This is a genomic window from Psychrobacillus faecigallinarum (genome assembly GCF_014836595.1).
GTDB lineage: Bacteria > Bacillota > Bacilli > Bacillales_A > Planococcaceae > Psychrobacillus > Psychrobacillus faecigallinarum.
Genome location: NZ_JACSQO010000003.1, coordinates 160,756 through 185,702 on the forward strand (window position 1 = coordinate 160,756; position 24,947 = coordinate 185,702).

At 37.0% G+C, this 24,947-nt stretch carries 19 protein-coding genes; 4 read left to right on the forward strand and 15 right to left on the reverse strand.

Annotated elements, in window-relative coordinates; genetic code table 11:
- Window positions 1–36 precede the first annotated feature (36 nt).
- Window positions 37–1,683 carry a glycerol-3-phosphate dehydrogenase/oxidase gene (locus tag H9650_RS08395; protein WP_191696993.1) on the reverse strand — a complete coding sequence of 549 codons (1,647 nt, stop codon included), beginning with the start codon at window positions 1,681–1,683 and terminating at the stop codon, window positions 37–39.
- Window positions 1,684–1,845: 162 nt separating this feature from the next.
- On the opposite strand from H9650_RS08395, the gene H9650_RS08400 reads away from it, so the two are divergent.
- Window positions 1,846–2,409 (forward strand): glycerol-3-phosphate responsive antiterminator, encoded by a 564-nt coding sequence (locus H9650_RS08400; protein ID WP_144538557.1) that lies wholly within the window; start codon window positions 1,846–1,848, stop codon window positions 2,407–2,409.
- On the opposite strand, the gene H9650_RS08405 is transcribed toward H9650_RS08400, so the two are convergent.
- From H9650_RS08405 to H9650_RS08420, 4 genes are read right to left on the reverse strand one after another with little or no spacing between them, the layout of a single operon-like run.
- Window positions 2,404–3,186 (reverse strand): HAD-IIA family hydrolase, encoded by a 783-nt coding sequence (locus H9650_RS08405; RefSeq protein ID WP_313955893.1) that lies wholly within the window; start codon window positions 3,184–3,186, stop codon window positions 2,404–2,406. The genes H9650_RS08400 and H9650_RS08405 overlap by 6 nt on opposite strands.
- Before the next feature lie 9 nt (window positions 3,187–3,195).
- Complete coding sequence (locus H9650_RS08410) at window positions 3,196–4,899, reverse strand: ABC transporter permease (protein WP_151111487.1); 1,704 nt, start codon at window positions 4,897–4,899, stop codon at window positions 3,196–3,198.
- Window positions 4,896–6,026: an ABC transporter ATP-binding protein gene (locus H9650_RS08415; RefSeq protein ID WP_151111489.1), complete on the reverse strand. Its 1,131-nt coding sequence runs from the start codon at window positions 6,024–6,026 to the stop codon at window positions 4,896–4,898. Before H9650_RS08415 ends, H9650_RS08410 begins: the two co-directional genes overlap by 4 nt.
- A gap of 16 nt (window positions 6,027–6,042) precedes the next feature.
- Window positions 6,043–7,062 carry an ABC transporter substrate-binding protein gene (locus H9650_RS08420; protein ID WP_144538592.1) on the reverse strand — a complete coding sequence of 340 codons (1,020 nt, stop codon included), beginning with the start codon at window positions 7,060–7,062 and terminating at the stop codon, window positions 6,043–6,045.
- 404 nt (window positions 7,063–7,466) lie between these two features.
- On the opposite strand from H9650_RS08420, the gene H9650_RS08425 reads away from it, so the two are divergent.
- Entirely contained in the window at window positions 7,467–10,769 is a 3,303-nt protein-coding gene (locus H9650_RS08425) for a DUF6359 domain-containing protein (protein WP_191696994.1), read from the forward strand.
- Window positions 10,770–10,857: 88 nt separating this feature from the next.
- Here H9650_RS08425 and H9650_RS08430 read toward each other — a convergent pair whose 3' ends face one another.
- The 6 genes from H9650_RS08430 to H9650_RS08455 form a co-directional block, all read right to left on the reverse strand.
- A complete protein-coding gene (locus tag H9650_RS08430; protein WP_144538552.1) occupies window positions 10,858–11,703 on the reverse strand; it encodes a DUF1028 domain-containing protein in 846 nt (281 codons plus the stop codon).
- 101 nt (window positions 11,704–11,804) lie between these two features.
- On the reverse strand, window positions 11,805–12,656 hold the full coding sequence (locus H9650_RS08435; RefSeq protein ID WP_191696995.1) for an MBL fold metallo-hydrolase: 852 nt from the start codon (window positions 12,654–12,656) through the stop codon (window positions 11,805–11,807).
- A gap of 215 nt (window positions 12,657–12,871) precedes the next feature.
- Window positions 12,872–13,786 carry an exonuclease domain-containing protein gene (locus H9650_RS08440; RefSeq protein WP_191696996.1) on the reverse strand — a complete coding sequence of 305 codons (915 nt, stop codon included), beginning with the start codon at window positions 13,784–13,786 and terminating at the stop codon, window positions 12,872–12,874.
- 637 nt (window positions 13,787–14,423) lie between these two features.
- Window positions 14,424–15,275, reverse strand: coding sequence for a general stress protein (locus tag H9650_RS08445; protein ID WP_191696997.1), 852 nt, complete (start codon window positions 15,273–15,275; stop codon window positions 14,424–14,426).
- Window positions 15,276–15,510: 235 nt separating this feature from the next.
- On the reverse strand, window positions 15,511–15,951 hold the full coding sequence (locus H9650_RS08450) for a YusW family protein (protein ID WP_144538548.1): 441 nt from the start codon (window positions 15,949–15,951) through the stop codon (window positions 15,511–15,513).
- Between the two features lie 73 nt (window positions 15,952–16,024).
- On the reverse strand, window positions 16,025–16,264 hold the full coding sequence (locus H9650_RS08455) for a hypothetical protein (RefSeq protein WP_144538547.1): 240 nt from the start codon (window positions 16,262–16,264) through the stop codon (window positions 16,025–16,027).
- 422 nt (window positions 16,265–16,686) lie between these two features.
- Here H9650_RS08455 and H9650_RS08460 point away from each other — a divergent pair, with 422 nt between their 5' ends.
- Window positions 16,687–20,487 (forward strand): S8 family serine peptidase, encoded by a 3,801-nt coding sequence (locus H9650_RS08460; RefSeq protein ID WP_191696998.1) that lies wholly within the window; start codon window positions 16,687–16,689, stop codon window positions 20,485–20,487.
- A gap of 176 nt (window positions 20,488–20,663) precedes the next feature.
- Here H9650_RS08460 and H9650_RS08465 read toward each other — a convergent pair whose 3' ends face one another.
- The 4 genes from H9650_RS08465 to H9650_RS20640 form a co-directional block, all read right to left on the reverse strand.
- On the reverse strand, window positions 20,664–21,653 hold the full coding sequence (locus tag H9650_RS08465) for a YecA family protein (protein ID WP_151111501.1): 990 nt from the start codon (window positions 21,651–21,653) through the stop codon (window positions 20,664–20,666).
- 134 nt (window positions 21,654–21,787) lie between these two features.
- Entirely contained in the window at window positions 21,788–23,161 is a 1,374-nt protein-coding gene (locus tag H9650_RS08470) for a sensor histidine kinase (protein WP_191696999.1), read from the reverse strand.
- Window positions 23,158–23,832, reverse strand: a complete 675-nt coding sequence (locus H9650_RS08475; RefSeq protein ID WP_191697000.1) for a response regulator transcription factor — start codon at window positions 23,830–23,832, stop codon at window positions 23,158–23,160. Before H9650_RS08475 ends, H9650_RS08470 begins: the two co-directional genes overlap by 4 nt.
- 240 nt (window positions 23,833–24,072) lie before the next feature.
- Window positions 24,073–24,198: a hypothetical protein gene (locus H9650_RS20640; protein ID WP_263619331.1), complete on the reverse strand. Its 126-nt coding sequence runs from the start codon at window positions 24,196–24,198 to the stop codon at window positions 24,073–24,075.
- A 274-nt stretch (window positions 24,199–24,472) separates the two neighbouring features.
- Here H9650_RS20640 and H9650_RS08480 point away from each other — a divergent pair, with 274 nt between their 5' ends.
- The gene (locus H9650_RS08480) at window positions 24,473–24,871 is read left to right on the forward strand and encodes a hypothetical protein (protein ID WP_151111505.1); all 399 of its coding nucleotides are present in this window, start codon (window positions 24,473–24,475) and stop codon (window positions 24,869–24,871) included.
- Window positions 24,872–24,947: the final 76 nt, after the last annotated feature.

Genomic DNA, 24,947 nt, shown 5'->3' on the forward strand with positions numbered 1-24,947 from the left:
AAACAGTTAGGACCTGTATTTTTCCAGGCCCTACTTTTATTTGTTATTTGTAGCTTGATGAAGCTTTAACTCCAAATCAGCCCACATAAACTCTTTTGTTTTTTCATCCCATTTCATTGCTATAGCCATGTAGTCTATTACCTCTATTTTCCATTTTTGAGCAATAGTAATATTAAACAATATACTCCCTGTCCTTCTTAATAAATAGTCTACTGCAGTTATTGCCATCTCATGGTCAATTGCATAATGGAGAGTTAATTTCATAATCATCGGTAAGTTTGTTTCCTCTAATACATTATCCGCTAGCTTAAGAATTTTATCCGTATTAGTACCATACATTGCAGCCAGCGAGGTTGCTTCTTCGTTGGTTAAACCTAAAGTCATTAAGTCTTTTGTTTTCCTTGATATGTAGCTCGCATAGTCTGTCGGGCTTTTAAATTCACCTCCAGATAATTTCAAGGTTTTAGTAATTGAATTTCCAACCGAAATGCCGCTTTTTTGTAAATCCTTACACAATAAATCAGTAATCGTTTCAGCCATCTTTCGGTAACCAGTTAATTTTCCTCCTGCAATTGTTATAAGACCTGTTTCAGATGTCCAAATCTCGTCTTTTCTCGATATTTCAGAAGGCCCCTTCCCTTCCTCTCGAATCAATGGTCTAACCCCAGCCCAGCTAGATTCAATATCATTGATTGTAAGTTTCGTTTGAGGAAACATAAAATCTATACATTGAATTAAATAGTTTTGATCGTCCTTATCTATGCTTGGATTGACTAAATCTTCTTCAAAGACAGTATCTGTAGTTCCCACATAAGCTTTGCCTTCTCTAGGAATGGCAAATACCATTCTTCCATCTGGTGTATCGAAGTAGACAGCCTGCCTTAAAGGAAATCTTTTCTGATCTATTACTATATGAATACCCTTTGTATGCAGCAAACTTTTTCCTGCTATTTTTTTGTCTAAACCAATTATACTTTCTACCCATGGCCCCGAAGCATTAACTATTTTCTTCGCAAAAACATCGAATTGACATTCAGATATAAGATCATTCACTGTAATCCCACAAATCTTCCCATTTTCCGAATAAATTAGCTTTTCGGCTTTCACATAATTAAGGAGATCAGCTCCCTTTTCGTAAGCTTTTTTGGCAACCTCTATTGTGAGTCTTGCATCATCTGTTCTATATTCGACATAGTACCCTCCGCCAACCAAATCCTCCTGCTTTAACAAAGGCTCTTTTTCAATGGTCTCATTTCGAGTAAGCATTTTTCTTCTTTCATGTCTTTTCACTCCTGCTAAAAAGTCATATACCATGAGACCAACAGAAGTTGAGTATTTTCCAAAGGTCCCCTTTTTATAAATAGGTAAGAGCATCCACTCTGGATGAGTTACATGGGGCGCATTAAGATAAACAATCTCCCTTTCTTTTCCGACATCTGCGACCATTTTAACCTCTAGCTGTTTTAAGTAGCGAAGACCACCATGGACAAGTTTAGTTGACCTGCTAGAAGTTCCAGCAGCAAAATCCTGCATTTCTACTACTAACACTTTTAAACCTCTCGTAGCACAGTCTAAAGCAATTCCCGTACCAGTAATACCTCCACCAATGACTATCACATCATAGTGGTTCTCCTCTAGTGTCGACAGTCGTTTCTTTCTTTCGATATATGAAAAATTTTTCATTATTTTCTCCTTTGCATTAAAAAAGACCATTACAATAAACTTGCACCTAGGCAAGCCTTGTAATGGTCTTCTCTACATTCTCTAACCAAAATTATTTTCTTCTGAATATTGTAAATATGTTACAATGGTTTAAAAACTAATAGATAGAAAAGGTGAGCAACGATGATTTTAGTAGACATGGTAGAGTCACAGATAATAGCTTCCGTTACTAATGAACAAGATTTAAAACAAGCAATTAATAGCAAGGCAAATATTGTCTTTCTGCTAACAGGAAACCTGCTGACAGCAGGCGGTTACATTAGTCAACTAAAACAAGCGAATAAATATGTCTTTGTCCACCTTGACTTCATAGATGGCATTTCTAGTTCAAAAACAGCTTTAACCTTTGTAGCAGACCAATGGAAACCTACAGGTATCATTACCACAAAGAGCCATGTGGTTAAGTTGGCTAAAGAAGCCGGACTAATGACAATCCAACGAATATTTTTGCTCGATAGAAGTGCGATAACTAAAGGAATTGAAATGGTAAACTCCTGCAGACCAGATGCTGTAGAGGTAATGCCTGGTATTATGCCTAAAGTAATTGACCAGCTCTCTACGAGCCTTGTTTTTCCTATAATAGCTGGAGGTCTTATTGATAACATTTCTGAGGTTCATCAGGCCCTAGAAAATGGTGCCTTAGCTGTCTCTGCTGGAATCCCTGAAATGTGGAATTTTAATCTATAAAGTAAGGATATCCCGTACACTTTCTAAAATGTATTTAGGTTTATGGACAGGATTTTCTAACATATTTAGAGTTGTAATCCCTGTCATCACTAAAACTGAATGCATTCCTGCATCATTACCCATTTTTATATCTGTTTCTAATCTGTCTCCTATCATATAGCAATTAGAAGCTTCCATTTGTAATACATCATTCAATACATAATTAGCCATCAGAGAGGAGGGCTTTCCAGTAATGAGCTTGATAGGTTCACCCGTAGTTCCTTCTAGAGCACCTATCATTGCCCCACAGTCTGGTATGTCCCCCTCTCTAACAGGACAGGTTCGATCGGGATTGGTAGCTATAATTTCTGCACCATTTTTCCAAGCTTGATAGGCTTGGTTTAGCTTATCATAAGTAAAATCTCTATCCCAGCCTAATACAACATGGGAAGCTCTAGCTGAACACTCCGCTAGTTTTATATTTTCTCCTCTAAGCTCCTCGAATAAGGGGGCTTCTCCAATCACATATACGGAGTCCTCTGGCTTCATAACCTTTTTTAAATAATGAGCAGTAATATAGTTTGAATTAATAACTTCCTCTAATTTTACTTCTATATCTAACTTCTTTAACTTTTCTACATAATCTTTTCTACTCGCTATAGATTTGTTTGTGAGAAAGATTACCTTATCTCCTCTTGCCTTCAAGCTTTTAATAGCTTCAGGAACTCCTGCGATTATCTCATTATCAATGTAGATTGTACCGTCTAAATCAAATATATATCCATTCAACGTCTTCACTCCAATAAACTATAACTGTTGTTTTCTTGACAAGAAATTAGCTACCCCTTGTAAAAGGAGCACGAGTACTATAAGAACGATGGACATCGCAGCAGCAGAGTAATACTCTGCACGTAGTATATTTTGGAATATAGCTAAGCTCATTGGCGCCCATTCAGGTGGTGCAAGTAATATGGATACGCTCGCCTCTTTAATGACGGTTATAAATACCAATACTGATCCAGCCGCTATCCCAGGTAGCATAAGCGGCCCAACAATGGTTATAGCAGCAGTTAAAGGAGTCGCTCCAAGATTAATAGCCGCCTCTTCAATGTCTTGCTTAATCGCTCTCATCGCTCCCATAGTAGACCTGACCATATATGGTAGTCTTCGAATTGTATATGCAATAATTAATAAAACAGCTGTACCAGTTAATTGCAAAGGAGCTGTGTTAAATGTTTGAATCAAAGCTATACCGAATGCAATTCCAGGGACAACTAAAGGTATAGAAGCCATGAAATCTAACTTAGATGAATTTTGTCTTACTACAAAATAAGAAACAAAAGTTGCTATGATAACACTTAATACAAGTGCTCCTGTCGCTAGCATAATACTGTTTTGAATATTCCCCATAGAGGTGGAAAAAATTGTTTTATAGTGATTTAGTGTATAACCGTTAGGCAGCAGATCTTTCCCCCAAGTTGTAGCCACAGATTGTAGTGCTACTGATAACATTGCTAAAAGTGGGATTAATACTACTAAAAAAGAGTAACCTGATAAAACTCTTGTTAATAATTTGTTTTCTATTAATTTCTGTTTTTTTGGTTTACCAGAAACAGAACCGTAGTTTCTACTTTTAGTAAATAAGTGTTGAAGCCAGAAAAAGAATGCAGCAACAATTACCATAACTACCGTTAGAATCGCAGCACCACCCCAGTTAAAGAAACCAGCTATTTCACGATAAGCCTCTACTACTAAAAGGTTTAACTCTTTCGGAGCTAGCACAATAGGGGTACCAAAATCGGAAAAACTCACCGTAAAAATTAATAATGCACTCGAGATAATGCCTGGAAGTGCCAATGGAAAAGTCACAAAAGTAAATGTGAACCAACTCTTTGCACCTAAATTTTGTGAAGCCTCTTCTAAACTAATATCACTTATTTTAAATGCCGCAACTAATGGCCATAACGCGTAAGGGAAGAAGAAAAACACTTGCACCATTACTACACCTGCCATGGAGTAGGGGTTGAGAAGCATCCCCTCTCCGCCTAATAGGTTGTAAATTTCCGTTACCCAGCCTGCTCTCCCGAACATTATGATAAAAGCGTAGGCTGATATAAAAGTTGGAACGATAAGTGGAATTGTACACAAGGCGGAAATTGTTTTTTTAAAGGGCATTTTAGTTCGTGCTATCCCATAGGCCATAGGAATGCAAAGGGTAATGACAATAACAGTTACTAAAAAACCCAAATATAGACTGTTTTTTAAGGCATCTAAATAGCCTGAGTTTGTAAATATATTTTTATAATTGTCTAATGACGAGCCTTTCAACTTTTCAATGGTTGAACTAAAAATTGTGGGATCCGTTATTGAACCCAAAATATTTATTGGCTGTCCTGTGAAGCTCACAAGAAATACCGAAAATAGTGGTAGTATCATGAAAAGGCCAAAAAATACGTATATAAATATTTTTACTACTGATAATCCACTGAAGTTTTTTAATGATTTCTTCATATCAATAGCACCCTTTCAAACTCTACTGTTAGCTTCACTTTTTTTCCTTCTTCAAATATATTAGCTCCGGTGGAGTAAGTTGTATCAACGATCAATTGATATTCCCCAACTTGAATATCATAGCGAACAATCGAACCTAGATATGTAGACATAAGGACTGTCCCTTCTATAACATTCGTTGTAGAAGAATCTACTATACTATCGACAGGCTCAACCATCACGTGCTCTGGACGTATAATGATATCCACGTCTTTCTTAGCAGTGCTATTAGAGGATTTCAATTTAAAACCATCCCCACTAACAATTAGCAAGCCATTTTCATCCCCTACAACTTCACCCTTCAATATATTGGAAGTACCAACGAAGTCTGCTATAAAAGGTGTTGATGGATTACTATATAGATCTGTCGGAGTACCAATTTGCACGATTTCCCCTTTGTCCATAACCGCAATACGGTCAGCCATACTCATCGCTTCTTCTTGGTCATGTGTAACAAAAATAGTTGTAATACCTAAATCCTGTTGAATAGATCTGATAGTATTCCTCATAGAGTGGCGAAGCTTTTGATCGAGATTAGAAAGTGGCTCATCCATTAATAGAACGGCAGGTTCCATCACTAATGCCCTAGCTAGAGCAACCCTCTGCTGCTGACCTCCCGAAAGCTCGCTAGTTAAACGATTTGCATATTTGTCTAGCTCAACATATTGAAGAATCTTCATAACTTTCTCTTGAATTGCTTTTGGCGTTTTTCCTAATCTTTTATTTAGTAAACGCGCATAAATACCTAGTTGTTTAACTGGATTACTAGAGTTTAACTCTTTAATGTTTAAACTGTAGGCGACATTGTCAAATACGTTCATATGAGGAAATAATGCATAGCTTTGAAAAACCATGCCACAATTACGCTTGTTTGCGGGAATGTTCTCTACTTCGTTATCTCCTATGTAAATTTTTCCTGAAGTAGGACTTTCAAAACCGGCAATACATCTCATTGTTGTCGTTTTCCCACATCCCGAAGGACCAAGAAGAGCGAAAAACTCGCCCTCCTTGATATCAAGGTTAATATCATGAAGCGCAGTAACGTCCCCAAACTTTTTTGTGATGTTACTTATTTTTACTGATCCCATTTATATTCACCCTTATTTATTGAAATTTATCTTTCCACTCGTTTCTTACTCGGTCATAGTTTTCGTTAACCCAATCTATATCGAGATCAACTGCTACCTCTTTTACCTTCTCCAAAGTCAAAGGTGTTTTAGATTCTACGTTAGGATTAATCGGTATATGATACCAATCCGCCATGATTTGTTGAGCATCCTCAGATAGAAGGAAATCTATAAATTCTTTACCACCTTTAGCATTTGGGCCACCCTCAATTAGTGATGCAGGATTTACAAGAACTGGTGTCTGATCAGGTACGATAAAGTCTACGCTTTCTCCCTTACTTTTTTGTTCATACGCCATAAAGTCAAAGCCAATTCCAATGTGGGCTTCTCCCATTGCTACTCCTTTTGTTGGAGCTGAACCAGAGTCTGGCATGGAGTTAGACTGCTTGACTAATTGTTCAAAGTACTTCCAAGCCTCATCTTCACCTTTTCTCATCATTTGATCCATAACCATTAAAGTTGCTGTTCCAGAGGCTGCAGGATTTGGAAACTGGATTTTCCCTTCCCATTTAGGGTCTAAGAGATCTTCCCACGTTTTTGGAGCCTCTTCCTCAGTCACTAGCTCCGTATTATAAGAGAATCCCAATACGAAAATTTCAATTCCAACATACTTACCGTCTTCATGTTTCATCTTGATGCCGTCTTCGACTACGTCCCAATCTGCTGCAAAATCTGGAATATACTCTGCTAAAATTCCACGCTCGACTGCTGCTTCAAAAGGTAGTATTCCTCCTCCGCCATACCATACATCAGCTTTTGGATTATCTTTTTCTGCTAACATTTGATTAACAAGTACATTTGTTCCAGCGTATTGTACATCTACTTTTCCACCGTGCACTTCTTCATATTTAGCTGCCAACTCTTTAGTAAAATCAGGTGTTTCAGGAGAATAAAGCGTTATTCGTTCTCCTCCACTTCCCCCTTCACTAGTGTCATCGCCTGCACAGCCAGCTAAAATACTTCCCGCAAGCAATACGCTTGCTACTAGACCTGTCATTTTCTTCACTGTATATCCCCCTTTGTTTTAGTTAACGGCAAAAAAATAAAGATGAACACCAAATGTAAGCCTTTACAAAAAGGCTTACATTTAGGCTTTCATCTCATAGTCTCTGCCTAGTTATTTAACTTAATTTAAAGTATACAACAAATTCTGACAATTACAACACTTAAAATACAAAATATTTAAACTATATTGCAATACTTTTTATTCAGTTAAGTATTTCTTTGCAGAATCTTTTTTACCATTTTAAAGTAATTCTATTTTCCTCAATATATTTACAGCCCCCCTACTTCTATCCTGTTTTTACCCAGAAAACTAAAAATTTGTAGAAATTAAATAATTTATTAATATTCCTCTGCTATACTCCTTTTGAACATAATACATTACAAGGAGTGAAATGAATGGTAAGAAAAGATTTTTGGACAGGTACTTTTAGTAAAATAACACTATCTTTACTGCTAGTTACTTCTTTGGTTTTCCCGTTTATCTTCGTGACCGAAACCCAGGCTGCTGAACCCATTACTGTGGCAGAGGCGATTAGCAACAATTCTGGGATTGCAACAGTACAAGGCTATATAGTAGGAACTGCCTCCTCCGGGACTTCCTATGATCAGGAAGCTCCCTTTACAGTTGCAACAAATATAGGCTTAGCTGACTCTCCTGAGGAAACCAATCCTGCTAACATTCTACCAGTGCAATTACCTACCGGAGCAGTCCGTGCAGGTTTAAATTTAGTAGACAACTCAAGCTTATTTCAAGGAAAGGTTACTGTGACAGGAACATTGTCTGCCTATTTCTCTGTTCCTGGAATGAGAAGTGCCAGTGCTTATACAATCATTTCTGAAGGAGAAACCCCTCCTACTGAGGTTGAGGTATTAGAAAATATTTCTGCAGCACGAGCTATCACAGATCAAAATAAAGTTGTCCGTGTGACTGGGACAGTTACAACTGGTCAAGGATTATGGGGCGGAAAAGCTTTCTATATTCAAGACGAAACAGGTGGGCTTTATGTATACACTTCCTCAGCAGATGTACAACCTGGAGATCTTGTTGAGTTGGAAGGAAAGGTAAGTCCTTATAGTGGAGAGCTTCAAATTCAACCAACAACTATTAGTAAGCTTTCTTCAGATAATCCACTACCCTCTGTTCAAGAAATCACGCCAGCCGGAGTGAATGAAAATACTCAGGGTGAAAGAGTTTTACTAAACAATGTAACTATTTCTAATCTAGTAGCTACTAATGATTATGGAACGTTTGAGTTCACAGCAACACACGAAAATGGCGAATCAGTCATTATTCGAAATGATAATCGTAATGGTCTAGACTATGAGACATTTACTAAACAATACAACAATGGTGATTTAATAAATGTGTCCGGTATTGGATCTATTTTTAATACCACTTTCCAAGTTAAAACACTTGGCTTAGAAAGCTTTGAACAAGTGAACAAGCCTGCTGTATATCCAAACATTTTCCCTGGAACTGTTTCAGAAGGAACAAAAATTACATTAACAACCCCCTGGGAAGCAGCTAGTATCTATTACACATTAGATGGCTCTCCCCCAACTGCTTCAAGTAAAAAATATGTTGAGCCTATCACATTAACAAAAGACACAACAATTAAAGCTGTTGCAATAGGCGATATTACATCAGAAGTCTTTATATTTACGTACAATATCTTAAAAACAGAGAACCTTTCTATCCGTGATATTCAAGGACAAGGACACTTCTCTGATTATGAAGGTACGATAGTACAAAATATTACAGGCGTAGTCACTCATCTATACAATTCAGCAAACTTTGTTATTCAAGACATAAATCCAGATGATAATAATCATACATCTGAAGCTATTATCGTAAATAAAGCAAATAATGGATTAAAGGTTGGAGATTTAGTAACAGTTGCGGGTACAGTAGAGGAATGGTATTACGATGGCTATTCCGATATGAAAACAAACGACCTACCCATCACAAGAATTAGAGCTTCAGAAACGAGTAAAATAGGAACTGCAGAATTGCCAGCACCACTAGTAATTGGTGATGATATTAACCCACCTACTGAAATCATTGATAATGATGGCCTGACTTCCTTCGATGCATTAGAGGATGGAATTGATTTTTGGGAATCTGTTGAATTAATGCGATTAGCCGTACCAAATGCTAAAGTTGTAGGGCCGCAGGATTATGGCGAAATTGTGGTGGTGGCAGGTAACTCGGCTAATACTACATTTAATGTTTTAGGCGGAATTAATATTTCTGCTAATGATTATAATCCAGAACGAATTACAGTTCTTATTGATAATGATAACTACGATGCTAAATCAGGTGATTATTTTACGGAAGACATCATTGGAATCTTGGGGTTTGGTTTTGGAAACTTTAAGTTATGGGCAGAAGAGGAATCACTCCCTCCAATTACACGCATTGAAAAACCAGTGACGGTGACGGATATTGTTCCTACCGAAGAAAAACTAACGGTTGCTTCATATAACGTAGAGAATTTCTCTGCTAATGCAGAAAACACTCCTGATGAAAAAGTAGTAAAAATAGCTCGATCATTTGTTGAAAATATGAAAGCACCGGATATCATTACTTTAGTTGAGGTTCAAGACAATGATGGTCCTACAGCCTCTGATAACTCAGATGCATCTGCGAGCTATGAACGATTGATCGCAGCTATCATAGCAGAAGGCGGACCAGCGTATGAATGGACTGATATAGCACCTGAATACAACCGCGATGGTGGACAACCTGGAGGTAACATACGAGTTGGCTACCTATACAATCCGGATAGAGTGACACTTTCTGAAGGCACAAAGGGTGGTTCAACTGACCCAGTTGCTTGGAGTGAAGAAGGAAATTTAACCTTAAACCCTGGACGTATCCTTGACTTACCTCAGGAAGACACTCGTAAACCACTAGCTGCCCAATTTGATTTCCAAGGGGAAAAAGTAGTTGTAATTGGTGCTCACTTAAATTCTAAGGGAGGAGACCAGCCTTTATTCGGCAAAAACCAACCTCCTGTATTGGGTTCAGAGGCTGAGCGAATTGAGCTTGCAACAATGATAAACAACTTCATCAAGGCAGGACAAGCTAAAGATCCAGACTTAAATGTAATTGTTGCGGGAGATATGAATGACTTTGAATTCACTCCTGCTCTTGCCGCTTTAAAAGGTGGAATTTTAACAAATATGGTAGAGAAAGTTCCAGTAAGCGAACGTTTCTCTTATTATTATCAAGGTAACAATCAAGTATTAGATCATATTTTAGTAACGAATAATTTAGCAGAAAAAACAGCGGTAGATATGATCCACATCAATGCAAACTATATGGATATCCATGGACGTGCTTCTGACCATGATCCAGTTCTAATCCAAATAGACTTGGAGAAGCAAGAGCAAGAACCAGGGGTTCCTAAAATCTTAAACCTAAAAGTTGATAAAAAGCATATTAAATTAGACTCTGGTAAAACAGCAACTATTAAACTATCTGCTATGGTGAAAAATAAAGGGAAGAAAAACTCGACTATTGATGTAACCGCAGATGCAACCTATACAGGCTATGATAAAAATATAATCTCTGTTGACCAAAAAGGGGTTATCACTGCTAAAGCAGCTGGAAGCACTACAATTAAAGCTACTTATAGCAATAAATCGGTTTCTATTAAGGTTACAGTAAAAGCTAAAAATGGCAAAACTAAATAGTTACTCTTGACCATGAAACCTGACCAATATATGTTGGTCAGGTTTCTTACTAATGATCAGAATCAAAATAGAACTACCATCTGCCTCTTTACTTTTTAATTTTCATATATTCTACTACCTTTAAGTCGATGTATCCTCTCTCTTGTAATCGCTCATCAAAATTTTCAATAAGATGATATGATTGCACAGCGTCTAACAAGTCATCACGTTCTATTAGATCTCGGTCCAAGTGTCCATTTTCAAACAGTAAATTTTGTATTTCTTCTTCTAATTCTCCTTCTATTGCTACAATATCCTCTATTGCCGAATGCTCAAAGTATAGGCGATGAAGCTTCAACAATCTTATTAGTTCCTTTACCGGATCACTATGGTCATCTACTCGTAAGTCTATGAATCTATCTGTATATCCTCCGTAGCTTCCTTTTTCTTTTACAATATAGAGAGCTGCAGATTGTTTGCCCCTACTGTCGCCACCCGCTAATTCCCCTGCACACAGGGCCGCCAATAACCGGTCGGCTAGACTACCATCTGTTTCTATAAAAGTTTTTTCCATTTCATTTACAGTCTCTGAATCTACTAGAATATTTCCCTGAATCGCATAGTTAGTACCCGCTACACCACCGGCCCATTCAAAGCATTCTTCTCCTGTGAATGTGATACTTCGACCATTCGCATTCACAATACCAACTTGTCGCACAGAAGACTTATCATCGTCCTTAATAAGTTCTTTTAACACTTCTTCTGGCTCGAGCCCTTGTTTTAAAAGGCTTAATCCTCTTTTACCATATTCCAGGTTAGCCCAAGACTGAGTCGCAATTGCTCCCACCCCTGCTTTAGCAAAAGGAACTACTGCACCGACACTTAAAAATTTGGAAGCCACCGCTATACCTAACTCTTTCGTTTCTGGGTCAAAACCAATTATCGAAAACGTCATACACATCCCCCATTCCTACATAATTGTATATATTCTAATCTTTCTATAAGAAAATGAAAAGAAATCCTATCCTCTCCAAAGGGCTGATAGGATTTCTGCGATTATTCATTATCTACAAACTTTCCATAACTAGGTTTCGCAATTCGTTGAAATTCGCTAACTAGTAAATGAAGATTACTTTTAAGCAATTCTCCACTCATTGGAAGTCCATGTCCTGTAATAGCAGTATTGGGATTTAATGATTTTAATACCTTCACTGAGTACTCCGCATCCTCCCAATTCGTTGTAAAATAACGAGGAGGACCACTTATTTCTTGCTCTTGAGTCAACACTTTGTATAAATACTCCTGTTTAACTGTAACAAAAGCATCCCCCGCTATAAGAAGCCCATCTTCCTTACGAAATAGAGAAATATGTCCTGGTGAATGTCCTGGTGTATGATACCATTTAAAACTAGGCAAAAAAGGAACAGAGCCATCCTCTGGCAATGCTATTACATGACTCCCCAAATCTATTGCTTCGTTAGGAAACATAGATGACATTTTTGCCACCATCCCGCCTTCAACCGTTGGATCCGGTTCTGGATAATCCTCTTTCCCCGTTAAAAATGGTAATTCCAATTGATGTGCGTAGACAGGTATATTCCATTTTTCTATCAATTCTTTTATCGCTCCTACATGATCGAAGTGACCATGGGTTAAAATGATAGCCTTAGGTTTTTTACGCTCCCCAAATCTCTCCTCCACTACCCCGATTATCTTCTCAGCCGAATGAGGCATTCCAGCATCTACTAATACAAAATCATCCGAACCTGGCTTGCCTACCAAACAAATATTTACTATTTGAACTGTGTAGCAATAGACATCTGACAAAATTTCTAGTCCTACCCCACTGCCAACCGATGTAGTTGGAATGTATTTATAATCGTCCCCATAAGATATCGAATTGTCCATTATGTTCAAGCTCCTCTCCATATTTTTTAGTTTCTCTTCCCTCCTAAAATTTATACTTTATTATCGTTTACACTGATTTAGTGCATTCTAAACATTCTCTTCTTCTTTTGTTATAAAATACCTATTAGAATTTATTTTTTGGCATAAGGAATCTGCAGACGAATGCCAAAAAGAGCGATAGATAATCAACTAATTATCCATCGCTCTTTTTTATTTTAATGTCTAACCAATTTTAAAAAATCTTGCTCTCCTACGATTTCTAAAGGAATTCCTTTTTGGATTAGCGCCTCTGCTTTTAGCATTTTTGAACTCTTCACTCCTTCTACGTATTTAGTCAGTGCTTGATCACCTACTATTAAAAAGTTAGTATCTACATCAACAGCACCTTTGCAAATAGCACCACGGTCAACTGCATATTGGGCTGCGCTAGACCTTGTCATAGAGTCCATTTTTCCTGTGAAGACAATATGCGCTCCGTAAAATGGATGTCGGGGATTCGGTTCATTTATTTGAGTCTCAATATAGGTTAAGGGCTTGTCCTCTATACTTTTCTTTGCACGAGAATTTGGTTTTTTAAGTGTCACGGAATCTCCAATTTTAATCTTATGCAAATGAGACAGTTCATTAATAGAACTGGTTCTTGTTTTTTTCATAGCTTCTAATACAATCAAAGCTGCAGCTCTGGCATCCTCTAAAGCATCATGATGCTTTAAACTTATACTTAAGTAGTTTGCCACTGTGGATAATTTATGATTATACAAATCAGGCCATACTTTCTTTGCAATTCTATAGGAACAAGAATATTGGTATTCTGGTTGAGTTTCATAGCATCTGCTCACGGAGTCCTTTAATACTCCTATATCAAAGCTTGCATTATGGGCTATGATCATTTGTTTGTCTATATAAGGCTTAAGCTGCGGCCAAAACTCTTCAAATGTTGGAGCATCTTGCACCATATTTTCTGTTATTCCATGTACTCTTGTATTAAAATAGTGAAACTCACTAAGTGGATTGATAAGCGTTTGTACTTCTTCATGTATTTTGCCATTCTTTACAACCACAACCCCTACTGAGCAAACACTAGATCGTAGACTATTTGCAGTTTCAAAATCTATCGCAACAAAATCCATTTATACCACCTCAAATATCTTGAATACTTCTATTATCTCATACTAATAATAATTAAGAGAAGCGCAAACACTTAGGTTACCCTGACAAGATTTTCGAGTAAATTTAAATCATTTTATTTCACCATACATCACAATACATGAGATTGAAGCGACAGGCGGCGACTCCGGTGGGATCAGTGAGAAAGGTAAGACAACACAAACGACGCGCTAGCGACGGTGATGGCTTATCGCTCACCCCACAGAAAGCGACCGCCGAAAGCGGAAATCAGTTATTTATTGTTCAAGCTTTTCCTATAAATTTATTAATAGGATAGCTCTAATAACGATACAATTTATTCTTGTGATAATTTCTCCGTGATAATTTCTCCGCGCTACTTTCTCATTACTACACCATATTTGATTGAAGCGACAGGCGGCGACTCCTGTGGGATCAGTGAGAAAGATAAGACATTACATACGACGCGCTAGCGACGGTGATGGCTTATCGCTCACCCCACGGAAAGCGACCGCCGAAAGCGGCAATCTGCCATCTATAATTCATACATTATGATTAAATTATATTTCTGAAATTATGTAAGTAATCCTTACTAAACTCAAAAACCCCTCTAATAATAGAGGGGTACTTCGAAAATACTTATTAATATAATCGATTTATAGGAGAAGTTTCATCTAATTTTTGCTGACGTTCCAGCTCTTCTTCGCGTTGTTGTTTATTGATTCTTCTTTCTTCCTCATCAATTTCAACCTCATCATCACTAAATGCCGCTGGCCCCAAGTTCGGATCGGCACCTGGAGAATGTGCCCCATATGTTTTTTCTTCCATTGTTACACTTTCATCAATGGTAGGACGCTTATTTTGGACCAATTCGTCTTCTTGCATAGTATGCCCAAAATGATTTTCATCTCTTGCTAGTAGAGGATCAGTCGCAAAAGTTTCTCCCCTCGCAAACTTATCCTGTTGTTCATCCAACCGTCCATCAGTTTTGTTAACTACTTCATTAGTCGAAGGAGTAAATCCACTTTCCTTTGCATAGTCGGATATAGGTGCCTCTCCCTCCGTGAAACGGTTTTGCACAACATCAGTTCCAATAGTATCAGTATACTCTGTTGTTGCTGCAACTTCAGAGTCAGCAGCGTTATTTAAATAACCTTCGTCAAGAGTGTCGGAGTCAGTATATAATACTATACTTCCTGAAGACACTTCTCTTGCATATTGTTCTGCTTCTTCCTCGTTTAAATCTAACTTTTTTAAGCCTTCTACGATAGCAGATTCTCCTGTAAACCAAGATTTAAACTTATCCATGAAAGTTCCAGCTTCATGTGTCGACACTTCTGAATGGCGACTTAATGCATTCAAATCACTGCTTTCTGAAGATATAACGTGAATATCACTTTCTTCAAAACCTTGTTTTTGTAACGCCTCTAGTTTTTCATACATCTCTTCTTCTGTTCGAGCAATTTCAATTCTTCTATTAGAATTTAAATTCATTTGTAAAGCCTCCCTTTTAATTTATGTGGTGGTTTGTGTTATTAGATGAATACCCCCTCTTTCACATCACTAACCTATTTATCATCCTTTTAATCGATTTGTAATAATTGACATAAACTCTTCTTAATAATATTTAAATCAACTAGGTTTTCAAAAATAAGAAAAGGTATCGCTAGGACTTTCCTAACGATACCTTTTGGCTGTAATTTTTTTGTTTTATTTCACAAACCGTCTTTTATTTCTTTAGATCCTTATACTCTATTTCTTGACCATCTTCATATTGTACCTCTAGGTCAAACTCTGTATATTCACTTATTCCAAAAGCTGTTAAAACTTTTTCCATTACTTCTTCCTTCTCCATGTCCTTCGTTAAGGCAAGATCAGTAAAAATAGGCTTAAGAAACTCATATGCTTCATCTCCATGTAGTTTCTTAGAATCTAAAGAGTTTACATATTCTGCTTCTACTCCAGTGGCATCTACTTCAAAAGAAGCTTCAACAGCATCACGTTGTTCTGCAGTATCGATATCGAGGTCAAAAGAGGTAAACCCAAATTCACTTTCAACCGCATCAGCAGTTGGGGGATCGCTTACCTCTTCTTTATCCCCACATGCTCCTAAGATTAGAGCTGTTGAAAGAAAAGCGCTTCCTAATATTTTTCTTTTTAACATAACCATTATAATCACTCCTCAGCTAATTTCTAATTTATATTATTAGCATTCTCCGGAAAGCGTATTCTTAAACATTAATTCAGCCAGGATAACGTTTATCGGTAGCGGAAGTATTTTTTGTCTTACTATGATTTTTTTCATCCTTCACTTTTTGGTTTAATTCTTCCATAGGTATCGGATCGACATTTTTCATTTCTTCGTCTCTATCAAAAATACTTTCTTTCTCTGTATCCAGTAAATCTGGATTATCCAAAATACGTCCAGGAATATCTTGTCTTTCAGAATCTTTATCCTTGTTAATTGAATGATTTTTATCCATCTTTACTCACTCCTTCGTGGTTTCTATTTATATAACCTCTCTTAAATTTAATAAACATTTTTAGAAAATATTGATAGTATACAAGACTATAGTCACACCGCTATATATATTGAACTATTTTTGTAAATTACTCTCTTTTTTTTATTTTTTCCTTTATCTCAGGAATTTTTTGCTGTAATTTATACTTATTTTTATAACCTGGGACTAATTTCTACAAAAATAATAGTATAATACTATATTTATTTACTCTGAAATTGAGCACATCAGATTACAGTAAATAAATGGATAAGTATCTTAATGATTACTTTTCTTTCCAAATTGATTTATTTAAGTAAAATGCTTGCTTACACACTCTATTTTAAATGTTCTGAATATATGATAAGTTCAAATAGACATTATGAAAATATGAGGAGGAAAGGGAATTGGGAATTAAGAAAAATACTACTATTCTAGCTGTGGTCACTTCACTTATGTTCAGTACGACATCTGTTGGTTTGGCAAGTCCAGCATCTGCTAAACAGATTGAAAAACAACTCACCAATACTCAGGTTCAAAGATTACCACAAATACCAGAGAGGTTACTAGTTCCTGAGAATCCTAGCGAAAAAGTTCGAATCATTGTCGAACTCGAGAAGGCTCCGGCAATTGAGACTGCGACAAAAAAAGGAGTTCTCTACAAAAATTTATCTAAGTCTGAAAGAAAGTCTGTCGAATCTGCTATTGAAACAGACCAACGAAATGTAAAGGATAAAGTTAAGAGAGTTTCAAAGAATATACAATACAAAGAAGAATTTAATGCTATATTTAATGGCTTCTCGGCAGAGGTAGATGCTAGAGATGTTGCTGGTATTGGATTGATTGACGGCGTTAAACGAGTGTATGAATCTACTGAATATGACCGTCCGAAAATAACACCACAGATGGTTCATTCGAAGGAACTTGTACAAGCGCAGCTAGCATGGGAGAAATACTCCTTTAAAGGAGAAGGCATGGTTGTAGGTGTTATCGATACGGGAATTGACCCTAACCACCGCGATATGATTCTTTCTGATGAAAATACGGGGGAAATAACTTCTGCAGAAGTAAGCACATTATTAAGTGATGGCTCTATTGAACCTGGCTTGTATTTCACTCCTAAGGTTCCATTCGGTTATAACTATATGGATGAAAATACAGAAATTCGTGACATTGGTCCCGACGCTTCAATGCATGGGATGCATGTATCCGGTACTGTAGGTGCTAATGGGGATGAAGAAAACGGCGGTATCAAGGGGGTTGCTCCAGAGGTACAGCTTCTTGCACTTAAAGTATTTGGTAACGACCCATTGTTCCCTTCCACATACGGAGATGTATATGTTAAAGCAATGGACGATGCTATTAAGCTAGGCGCGGATGCTTTAAATATGTCTCTTGGATCTACTGCGGGATTTGTTGATAGTAACAGCCCTGAGCAGCAAGCAGTTACTCGTGCACAGGATAATGGTTTACTTGTAGCAATATCTGCAGGTAACTCTGACATGTTTGGTTCAGGTACTTGGTATCCATATGCCTCTAACCAAGACTACGGATTAACAGGTTCTCCTTCTGTTTCGGAAGATTCATTTGGTGTTGCTTCTTACGAAAATGATTCTATCACTGCTTCTAGCTTCCAATATGCTTTTGATGGAGCCGAAAGTGGACAAGCAATGTTCTTATTAGCAAATGACAAGGACCCTGCTGCTCTTCCTGCCGATTCTTACGAAGTAGTGGAAGCTGGGCTCGGTACACCTGAGGACTTCGCTGGTAAAGATGTATCCGGAAAGTTTGCTTTAGTATCCCGAGGTAGTATTTCATTTGTAGAGAAAGGTTTAAATGCTCAAGAAGCAGGTGCTGTAGGAGTTATTATCTATAACAATGCAGAGGGAACTATTAATATGGCTTCCGACCCTGCTATTCGCATTCCATTTATGTCTGCTTTACAAGCTGATGGATTAGCTATCAAAGCTGGCATTGATGCTGGAAAAACTGTCACAGTATCATTTGATGGAGAGTATATTGATACTCCAAACCCTTCTAAAGGTAAAATGAGTTCATTTACTTCTTGGGGACCAACACCTAACTTAGATTTCAAGCCTGAAATTACAGCTCCTGGTGGTAACATTTTTTCAACTTTAAATGATAATAACTATGGATTAATGAGTGGTACATCTATGGCTGCTCCTCATGTTGCTGGTGGTACTGCATTAGTATTGGAACGTGTAAATGAAGAATTTGGATTAACTGGTGCAGAACGTGTTCAGTTTGCTAAAAACCTTATGATGAACACAGCTAAGCCGATTGAGTTAAAAGCTGGAGAATATGTGTCTCCACGTCGTCAAGGGGCTGGGATTATGCAACTTGCAAATGCTTTAGAAACAGATGTATTAGTAACTAATTCATCCACTGGCGAAGCAAAAGTTGCACTAAAAGAAATTAGCGGAAGTCAATTCAACTTCTCTTTAAAAGCTAAAAATTATAGCGATGAGGCTAAAACTTATAACGTCGATGTTCAATTACAAGTAGATCGTCCAGTAAATGCAGGAGCAAACTACGTAACTATTCCTAATAATGAAGCTTATGGCTCCTATGTTTTAGAGGAATCAGATGCTAGCATTTCAGTTCCTGCTACTGTCACGGTTCCTGCAAATGGGGAAACTACCATTCAGGTTTCCGTTGATGCTTCTAACTCTGATTGGTTATACCAATATTTCCCTAATGGCTACTTCATTGATGGTTTCGTACGTTTGACTGACCCATCGGAAGAGACTTCTGGAAATGTACCATTAACTGTCCCATTCTTTGGCTTCAATGGTTCTTGGGATGATGCACCAATCTTTGATGAGTTCCTTTGGGAGGATTTAACTTATTGGGGATTCCAAGCATTAGCTGATGACAAAGGTGACTTTATCAATGGATCTTCTTTAAGCGAAGAATTCGATCCTACTAAGTTTGCATTCTCCCCTAACGGAGATGGCACATTAGACAAAGTAATTCCTGTTTATTCTCTAATGCGTAATGTGAAGGACTTCCAAATCAATATATTAGATGCAAATGGTAAGAAACTCCGTACCATTCGTACTGAAAAATATTTAAGAAAACACTACATCTCTACTAATGCATACACGTTCTCTAGCGTTAATGCCTGGGATGGAATGATCAATGGAAAACCTGCTGCAGACGGTCAATATAAGATTCAGCTTAGAGGTGTCATTGATCATGCAGGTGCCGAATGGCAAACTATTGAGTACCCTATTATCTTAGATACAAAGGCTCCTACTGCTGAAATTACATTTGATGCAAAAACAAAAACACTGACCCTTGCTAATGCAAGCGACCAAGGTGTCGGAATCGATCGTATCGAAGTTTACTTAAATGATGAAGAAATTACAGAAGCTGCAACACTTGAGAGCTATGTAGTAGAGCAAGCTAAAACTGGAGATAAGATAACAGTTAAAGTATGGGATATCGCTGGAAACTCTACAGTAGAAGAAATTATTGTAGAAGATGCACCTGAGACTGAACCAGCTCCGGAGGAAGAAACAAAGGAGCCAGTTATCTTTATACAAACACCTGAATTTTTCGGCTACTATCAGACTGGTGATGTTTTAGTAGAAGGAACAGTAGAAGATGACTCTAAGATTAAGTCATTAAAAATCAATGGAGTACCTGCTAGTTCATTTGATGGAAAAGCATTCTCTCATACCTTGTCCTTAAAAGATGGAGTACAAAGTGTAAACGTAGAAGCTATTGATGAATTCGACAATAAAATGGCGATTACTCGCAAAATCATTGTAGACACTCAAAAACCAACTGTAGAAGCTGTGAAGAAATCTCTTCCAAAAGGGAAACTTAATGCTGATGCAGAAAATCCTGTTATTCAAGTGAAGGTTGGAGATAACTTCGACGAAGTGCGTCTGTATCTAAATGATAGCGAAGTCTTCTATAACCCAGTTTCTTCACCATACGCTATGAATGGCTATAGTAAAACTGTAGATGTGGAGCTTCCTTTAGAGGAAGGAAGCAATGAATTTGTATTAAAAGTAGTAGATTTAGTAGGTCATGAATCTACACAAACCATTACAGTTGAAAAGAAAGTGAATGGTAGTGGGAATAGTAACGGAAATGGGAACAGCAATGGTAGCGGCAACGGTAATGGAAATGACAATGGCAATGGTAACGGTAATGGCAAAGGAAAAAGCAATTAAGTTTTAAAATTATAACATTCTATTTTTTTAAGCCAATCATGATTAGTCATGATTGGCTTTTTCATTAGAGCAATCATTCTCTGTTTATTCTTTGAGCCAAGTCACTGGATTTAGACAAATAATTTGAAAAGTTCTTAGAAAAAGGCTATGTAGAAATTGTCTACATAGCCTTCTAATTAAATTTTCATCTCTGCGTAATATGCATTTAATTCCTGATAATATTTGTTCAATGAGGAAGTTGAAACGTCAAAAGCTTCTGCAATTTCTTTAACTGTAAAGTTTAATGGCTCAAAGAAACCATTTTCTTGCCCAAATCGGATTGCTCCAGCAGCTATAGCCACTTCTTTTCTTGCATTTGGCTGTTGCTCAAACAAATAATCTTCGACCACTTCTATTAACTTCTTATATTCTCGACTGTTTTTTTCAAGAAAATCCATAGCCTGTTGGAGTACCCCTGCTTCAAAGAATGTGTACTCCCCGCCCTCATAGCCGTTTTCTCCAAGAGCGATCCAAAGCTTCATACCATTCTCTTTTAGGAAAACTTGCTCAGTCGTATCATCGAGTGCTTTAAATTTTTTCGTAAAGTCTTCAAATACTACCTTGTGGTCAGTAGGGAAAAATACAAGACTAGAGACAGCCAAGTAATGACCGTCTCCTTGTCCATCTGGCAGTATAAAACAATATATATGCATTCCAACTGGAACAGGCTTATCATTTTCTCTTCTTAATAAAATTGTTTCATTAGACAATACATGTTTAACGGTCAAGTACTGCTCTTCTACAACAGTTACTTCTCCTACAAATGCACGTGGTTCATTCCAGCTATCCAGTACCTTTAACGTGGAAGGTCTAGCTATTTTCTTTCTTTGTTTTTCTAGATATCCTGTCCAAATATCTATACGCTGGTGAAAGAAGAACTCATCCATTGCTATAGCTTCAATCATTTCTTGCTCCATAAAACTCTTCAAGGATTTGGTCCAATCAGTTGCAAAATCACCGAAAGCAGCATAATCCTTTCTTTCTGGATATTCATCATAGAAGGTTTGTAGCACACGTTCTAATTCTTCGGTTTTTACTTCTTCTATAGAAATAGTCTCTTTAGACTCACAGCACTTTTTATATTTTTTTCCACTACCACATGGACAAGGATCATTTCGTCCTACCATTTAAAACACTTCCTTCTTGTTTACTAAGTGCTTATTTTAACACGAAATACCCCTTAAATTAAAATCTCCTTTGAAATAGTTAAATGGGAATGACTAAAAAACGTAAGTCTATAAAAATCAATTCCGCACTCCGTTCAATTCCTTGGTAAAGAAATAACGAATAAAGTACCCTCTTTTCCATTGCTCGTTACTTCTACTTTGCCACTATGCAAATCAACAATTTCCTTTACAATCGCTAAACCCAAACCAGAACCATCTTTTGTTCGAGAACTATCTATACGATAGAATCGCTCAAAAATCTGGTTTATTTCCTCTACTTCCATACCAATTCCACTATCCTGAAAGGATATATTTACATATTCATTATCTTCTATAACTCTTATAGAAATTTCTCCATTAGCCATATTATATTTAATAGCATTTGTTAGTACGTTATCCCAAACATTTTCCAACAGATCTGCGTCTCCATAAAACATAACTGGTTCCATTTCATAAGAAAGATCAATATTCTGTTCCTCTAGTCGCCATCTATATTTATAAATGACTTCCTTGAGCTGTTCATCTAATTTGAAGTTCGATTTTCTGACAGGTCTGGCAGATTGGTCAAGTGATGTTAATAATAACAATTGCTTAGTCAGATTAGATAATCTTTTTGTTTCCTGTTCAATAACTTGTAGGTAGCTTTCTCTTTCTTCCATATTAAGATCAGTTGATTTTAACAAATCCGCATATCCTTGAATATTTAAAAGAGGTGATTGAAAATCATGTGACACATTACTTATAAAAGCCTTTCTGGACTCATCGTTAAGCTCGAGCTGCTTAACCATATTAGAGAAATTTCTAGCTAGTTGCCCAAGCTCATCTTTACGTGTAATGTCTAAATCTACTCGATAGTTCTCTTCCATTACGTGTTTGGTTGCATCATTCAATTGCTTAATCGGTTTAACGAGTTGCTGTGCCAATACTAGCATAGAAGTTAGAATTATTACTGCAAGTGCAAGTAAGAAGCCGAGTAGTAACAGGTGCATGTCAGAGAACAATAACTGATTATTTGGTCGAATAAATAAACCGTAAACCATCCCTTCATGCTCGTAGGGAATACCAACTGTATTACTAACACTATTCGCATAATGATTAAAGATAAAAAGTTTGCCTTGATAATCACGCATACCGTGATAAATATTTCCATTTAATACTTGGAAACGGGTTTCATCGCTTAGCTCCTTGTCCGAAAATGGTTCTCCAAATGAATATTCTTCCCCCTTTTCATTAATGACATAAGCTTGATAGCCCAGCTTAGTAATAGATTCTAAATATTTATCAAAACCTCCTCCGTGCATTTCCTCTAATACAGTAGTGATTTCTATTGCTACTTCTACGTTCTTCTCATCATTTTTTTCTTTAATTTGAATGTTATAAACCAGACTCACAATTAGTAATCCAGCTAAAATACTAATCGTAATAATAAATAAAGTCGCTAATGTATATTGTCTATATAAAGATCTCATTGTGCCCTCACATCCAACTTATATCCAATCCCACGAATCGTTTGAATCTCCATCAAGGCCCCCGCACGCTCTAATCTTTGCCTTAAACGCTTAATATGTGTATTTAATGTTTGATCATCTCCTTCATAATCATAGCCCCATACTTTTTCCATTAAATTAGTTCTTGTGAAAACCTGTTCTGGCTTGGAAGATAATACGCTTAAAAGCTCAAACTCCTTCAAAGGTAGTAAGAGGGTTTGTTTTCCTACTGTAACCTCATGTGTAGAGCGATTTATCGTAACGTTTCCAATCATCATAATTGGCTTGAAGGTCTTGTCGAGTCTACGTAAGATTACAGCAATTCTATATAGTAATTCCTTTGGTTCAAAGGGCTTTACTAGATAGTCATCTGAGCCTGCTAAAAAGCCCTGTTCCTTATCTTCCAAGGCTCCTTTAGCAGTCAGTAAAATTACGGGTATGTCATATTCCTCACTTAAAATTCTAGTTAAAGCAAAGCCGTCCATCCCTGGCATCATTACATCAACTAACGCTAAGTCTGCCCAGCTATCCTTTAATAAAGCAAGAGCTTCCTCTCCATTTTTTGCTGCAATTACTTCATAACCAGCCCTCTTTAAGTGAATCATCACTAGTGTTTGTATATTTACATCATCATCCACTACTAAAATATTCATTGGATTTCTTCCTTCCCTTTTCACTATCCACATTACTAATTAAATTATACTTTCTATTTAAAAAGAGGGTTGTTTTGTAAGTTGACCTTACGAAACAACCCCCTCTTTTTTCCTTGTTCGGGAACGACCGCACTGCCCCCTCGGGGTCAAATGAAAAAAAGCTCCGGTGGCTGTGGGGCTGCCTCCTCGCTTTTCCCCATTTGCCTGTCGGGGCAGAGACAGGCGCTTACGCTTTTCTTGTTATTTTTTATCTTTTTCGTACATAAGTATTAAGGATGGAAGTAGCATTCCTCGTACTAGGAATGTATTGATAATTATTCCTATTGAGACGATAAAGCCAAAGACGAATAAATCTGCTATCGGCATAGTCGTCCTGCTGCAAGAATAACACTCGCTGAAGAGATTACACCTTTAGTAGAAACCCACTCAGTAATAAGGTGCAAAATTTTTCATAGAGTATTTCCTCCTTCAAATTTCCTTCAAAGGGTTAGTGTACATCTGTTATATGAACTCTCTATGAACTTTTCTTCTACTTTTTATTGTTTCTATTCAAATATGAATTATTCAAGTCAAAGTTTAATATTTACTTGTTTAATACTTATGAAATCATTAGACTGATTGCTTGAGAGGAGAGATTGAAATGGAAAAAACATGGAGTATACGACTAATTCGATTTGCTGCACTATTCGGCCTTTTTGGAACTTATCTTGGCTCGCATATGGCTGGTCAGATGGACTACTCATTAAGACCGATTCACGCTCACGTACTTTTAGTAGGGTGGTTATCTGTATTTGCATGGGGGATTTTCTATCAAGTATTTACAGTAAAGCATAAATGGATGGTTACTTTACAAAGTATAAGCGCCATGATTGGTGCATTAGGTTTAACTTTGGGGATGTGGATGTATAATATAAATCCATTCAACCTTAACGAAACATTGGTCATGGTCTTCTTTATCGTTGGAGGAACAATCTTACTTTTTGCATTTTTTATGTTTTTAGTTATCACCTTCTTTACGGAAAAATCAAATAAAGCATAAGGCAAAAAGAAGCTATCTCTGTTTAAACAATCTATTATTTTGTATATACAAAAGGTCCTTAAGTAAGTTTTACTTT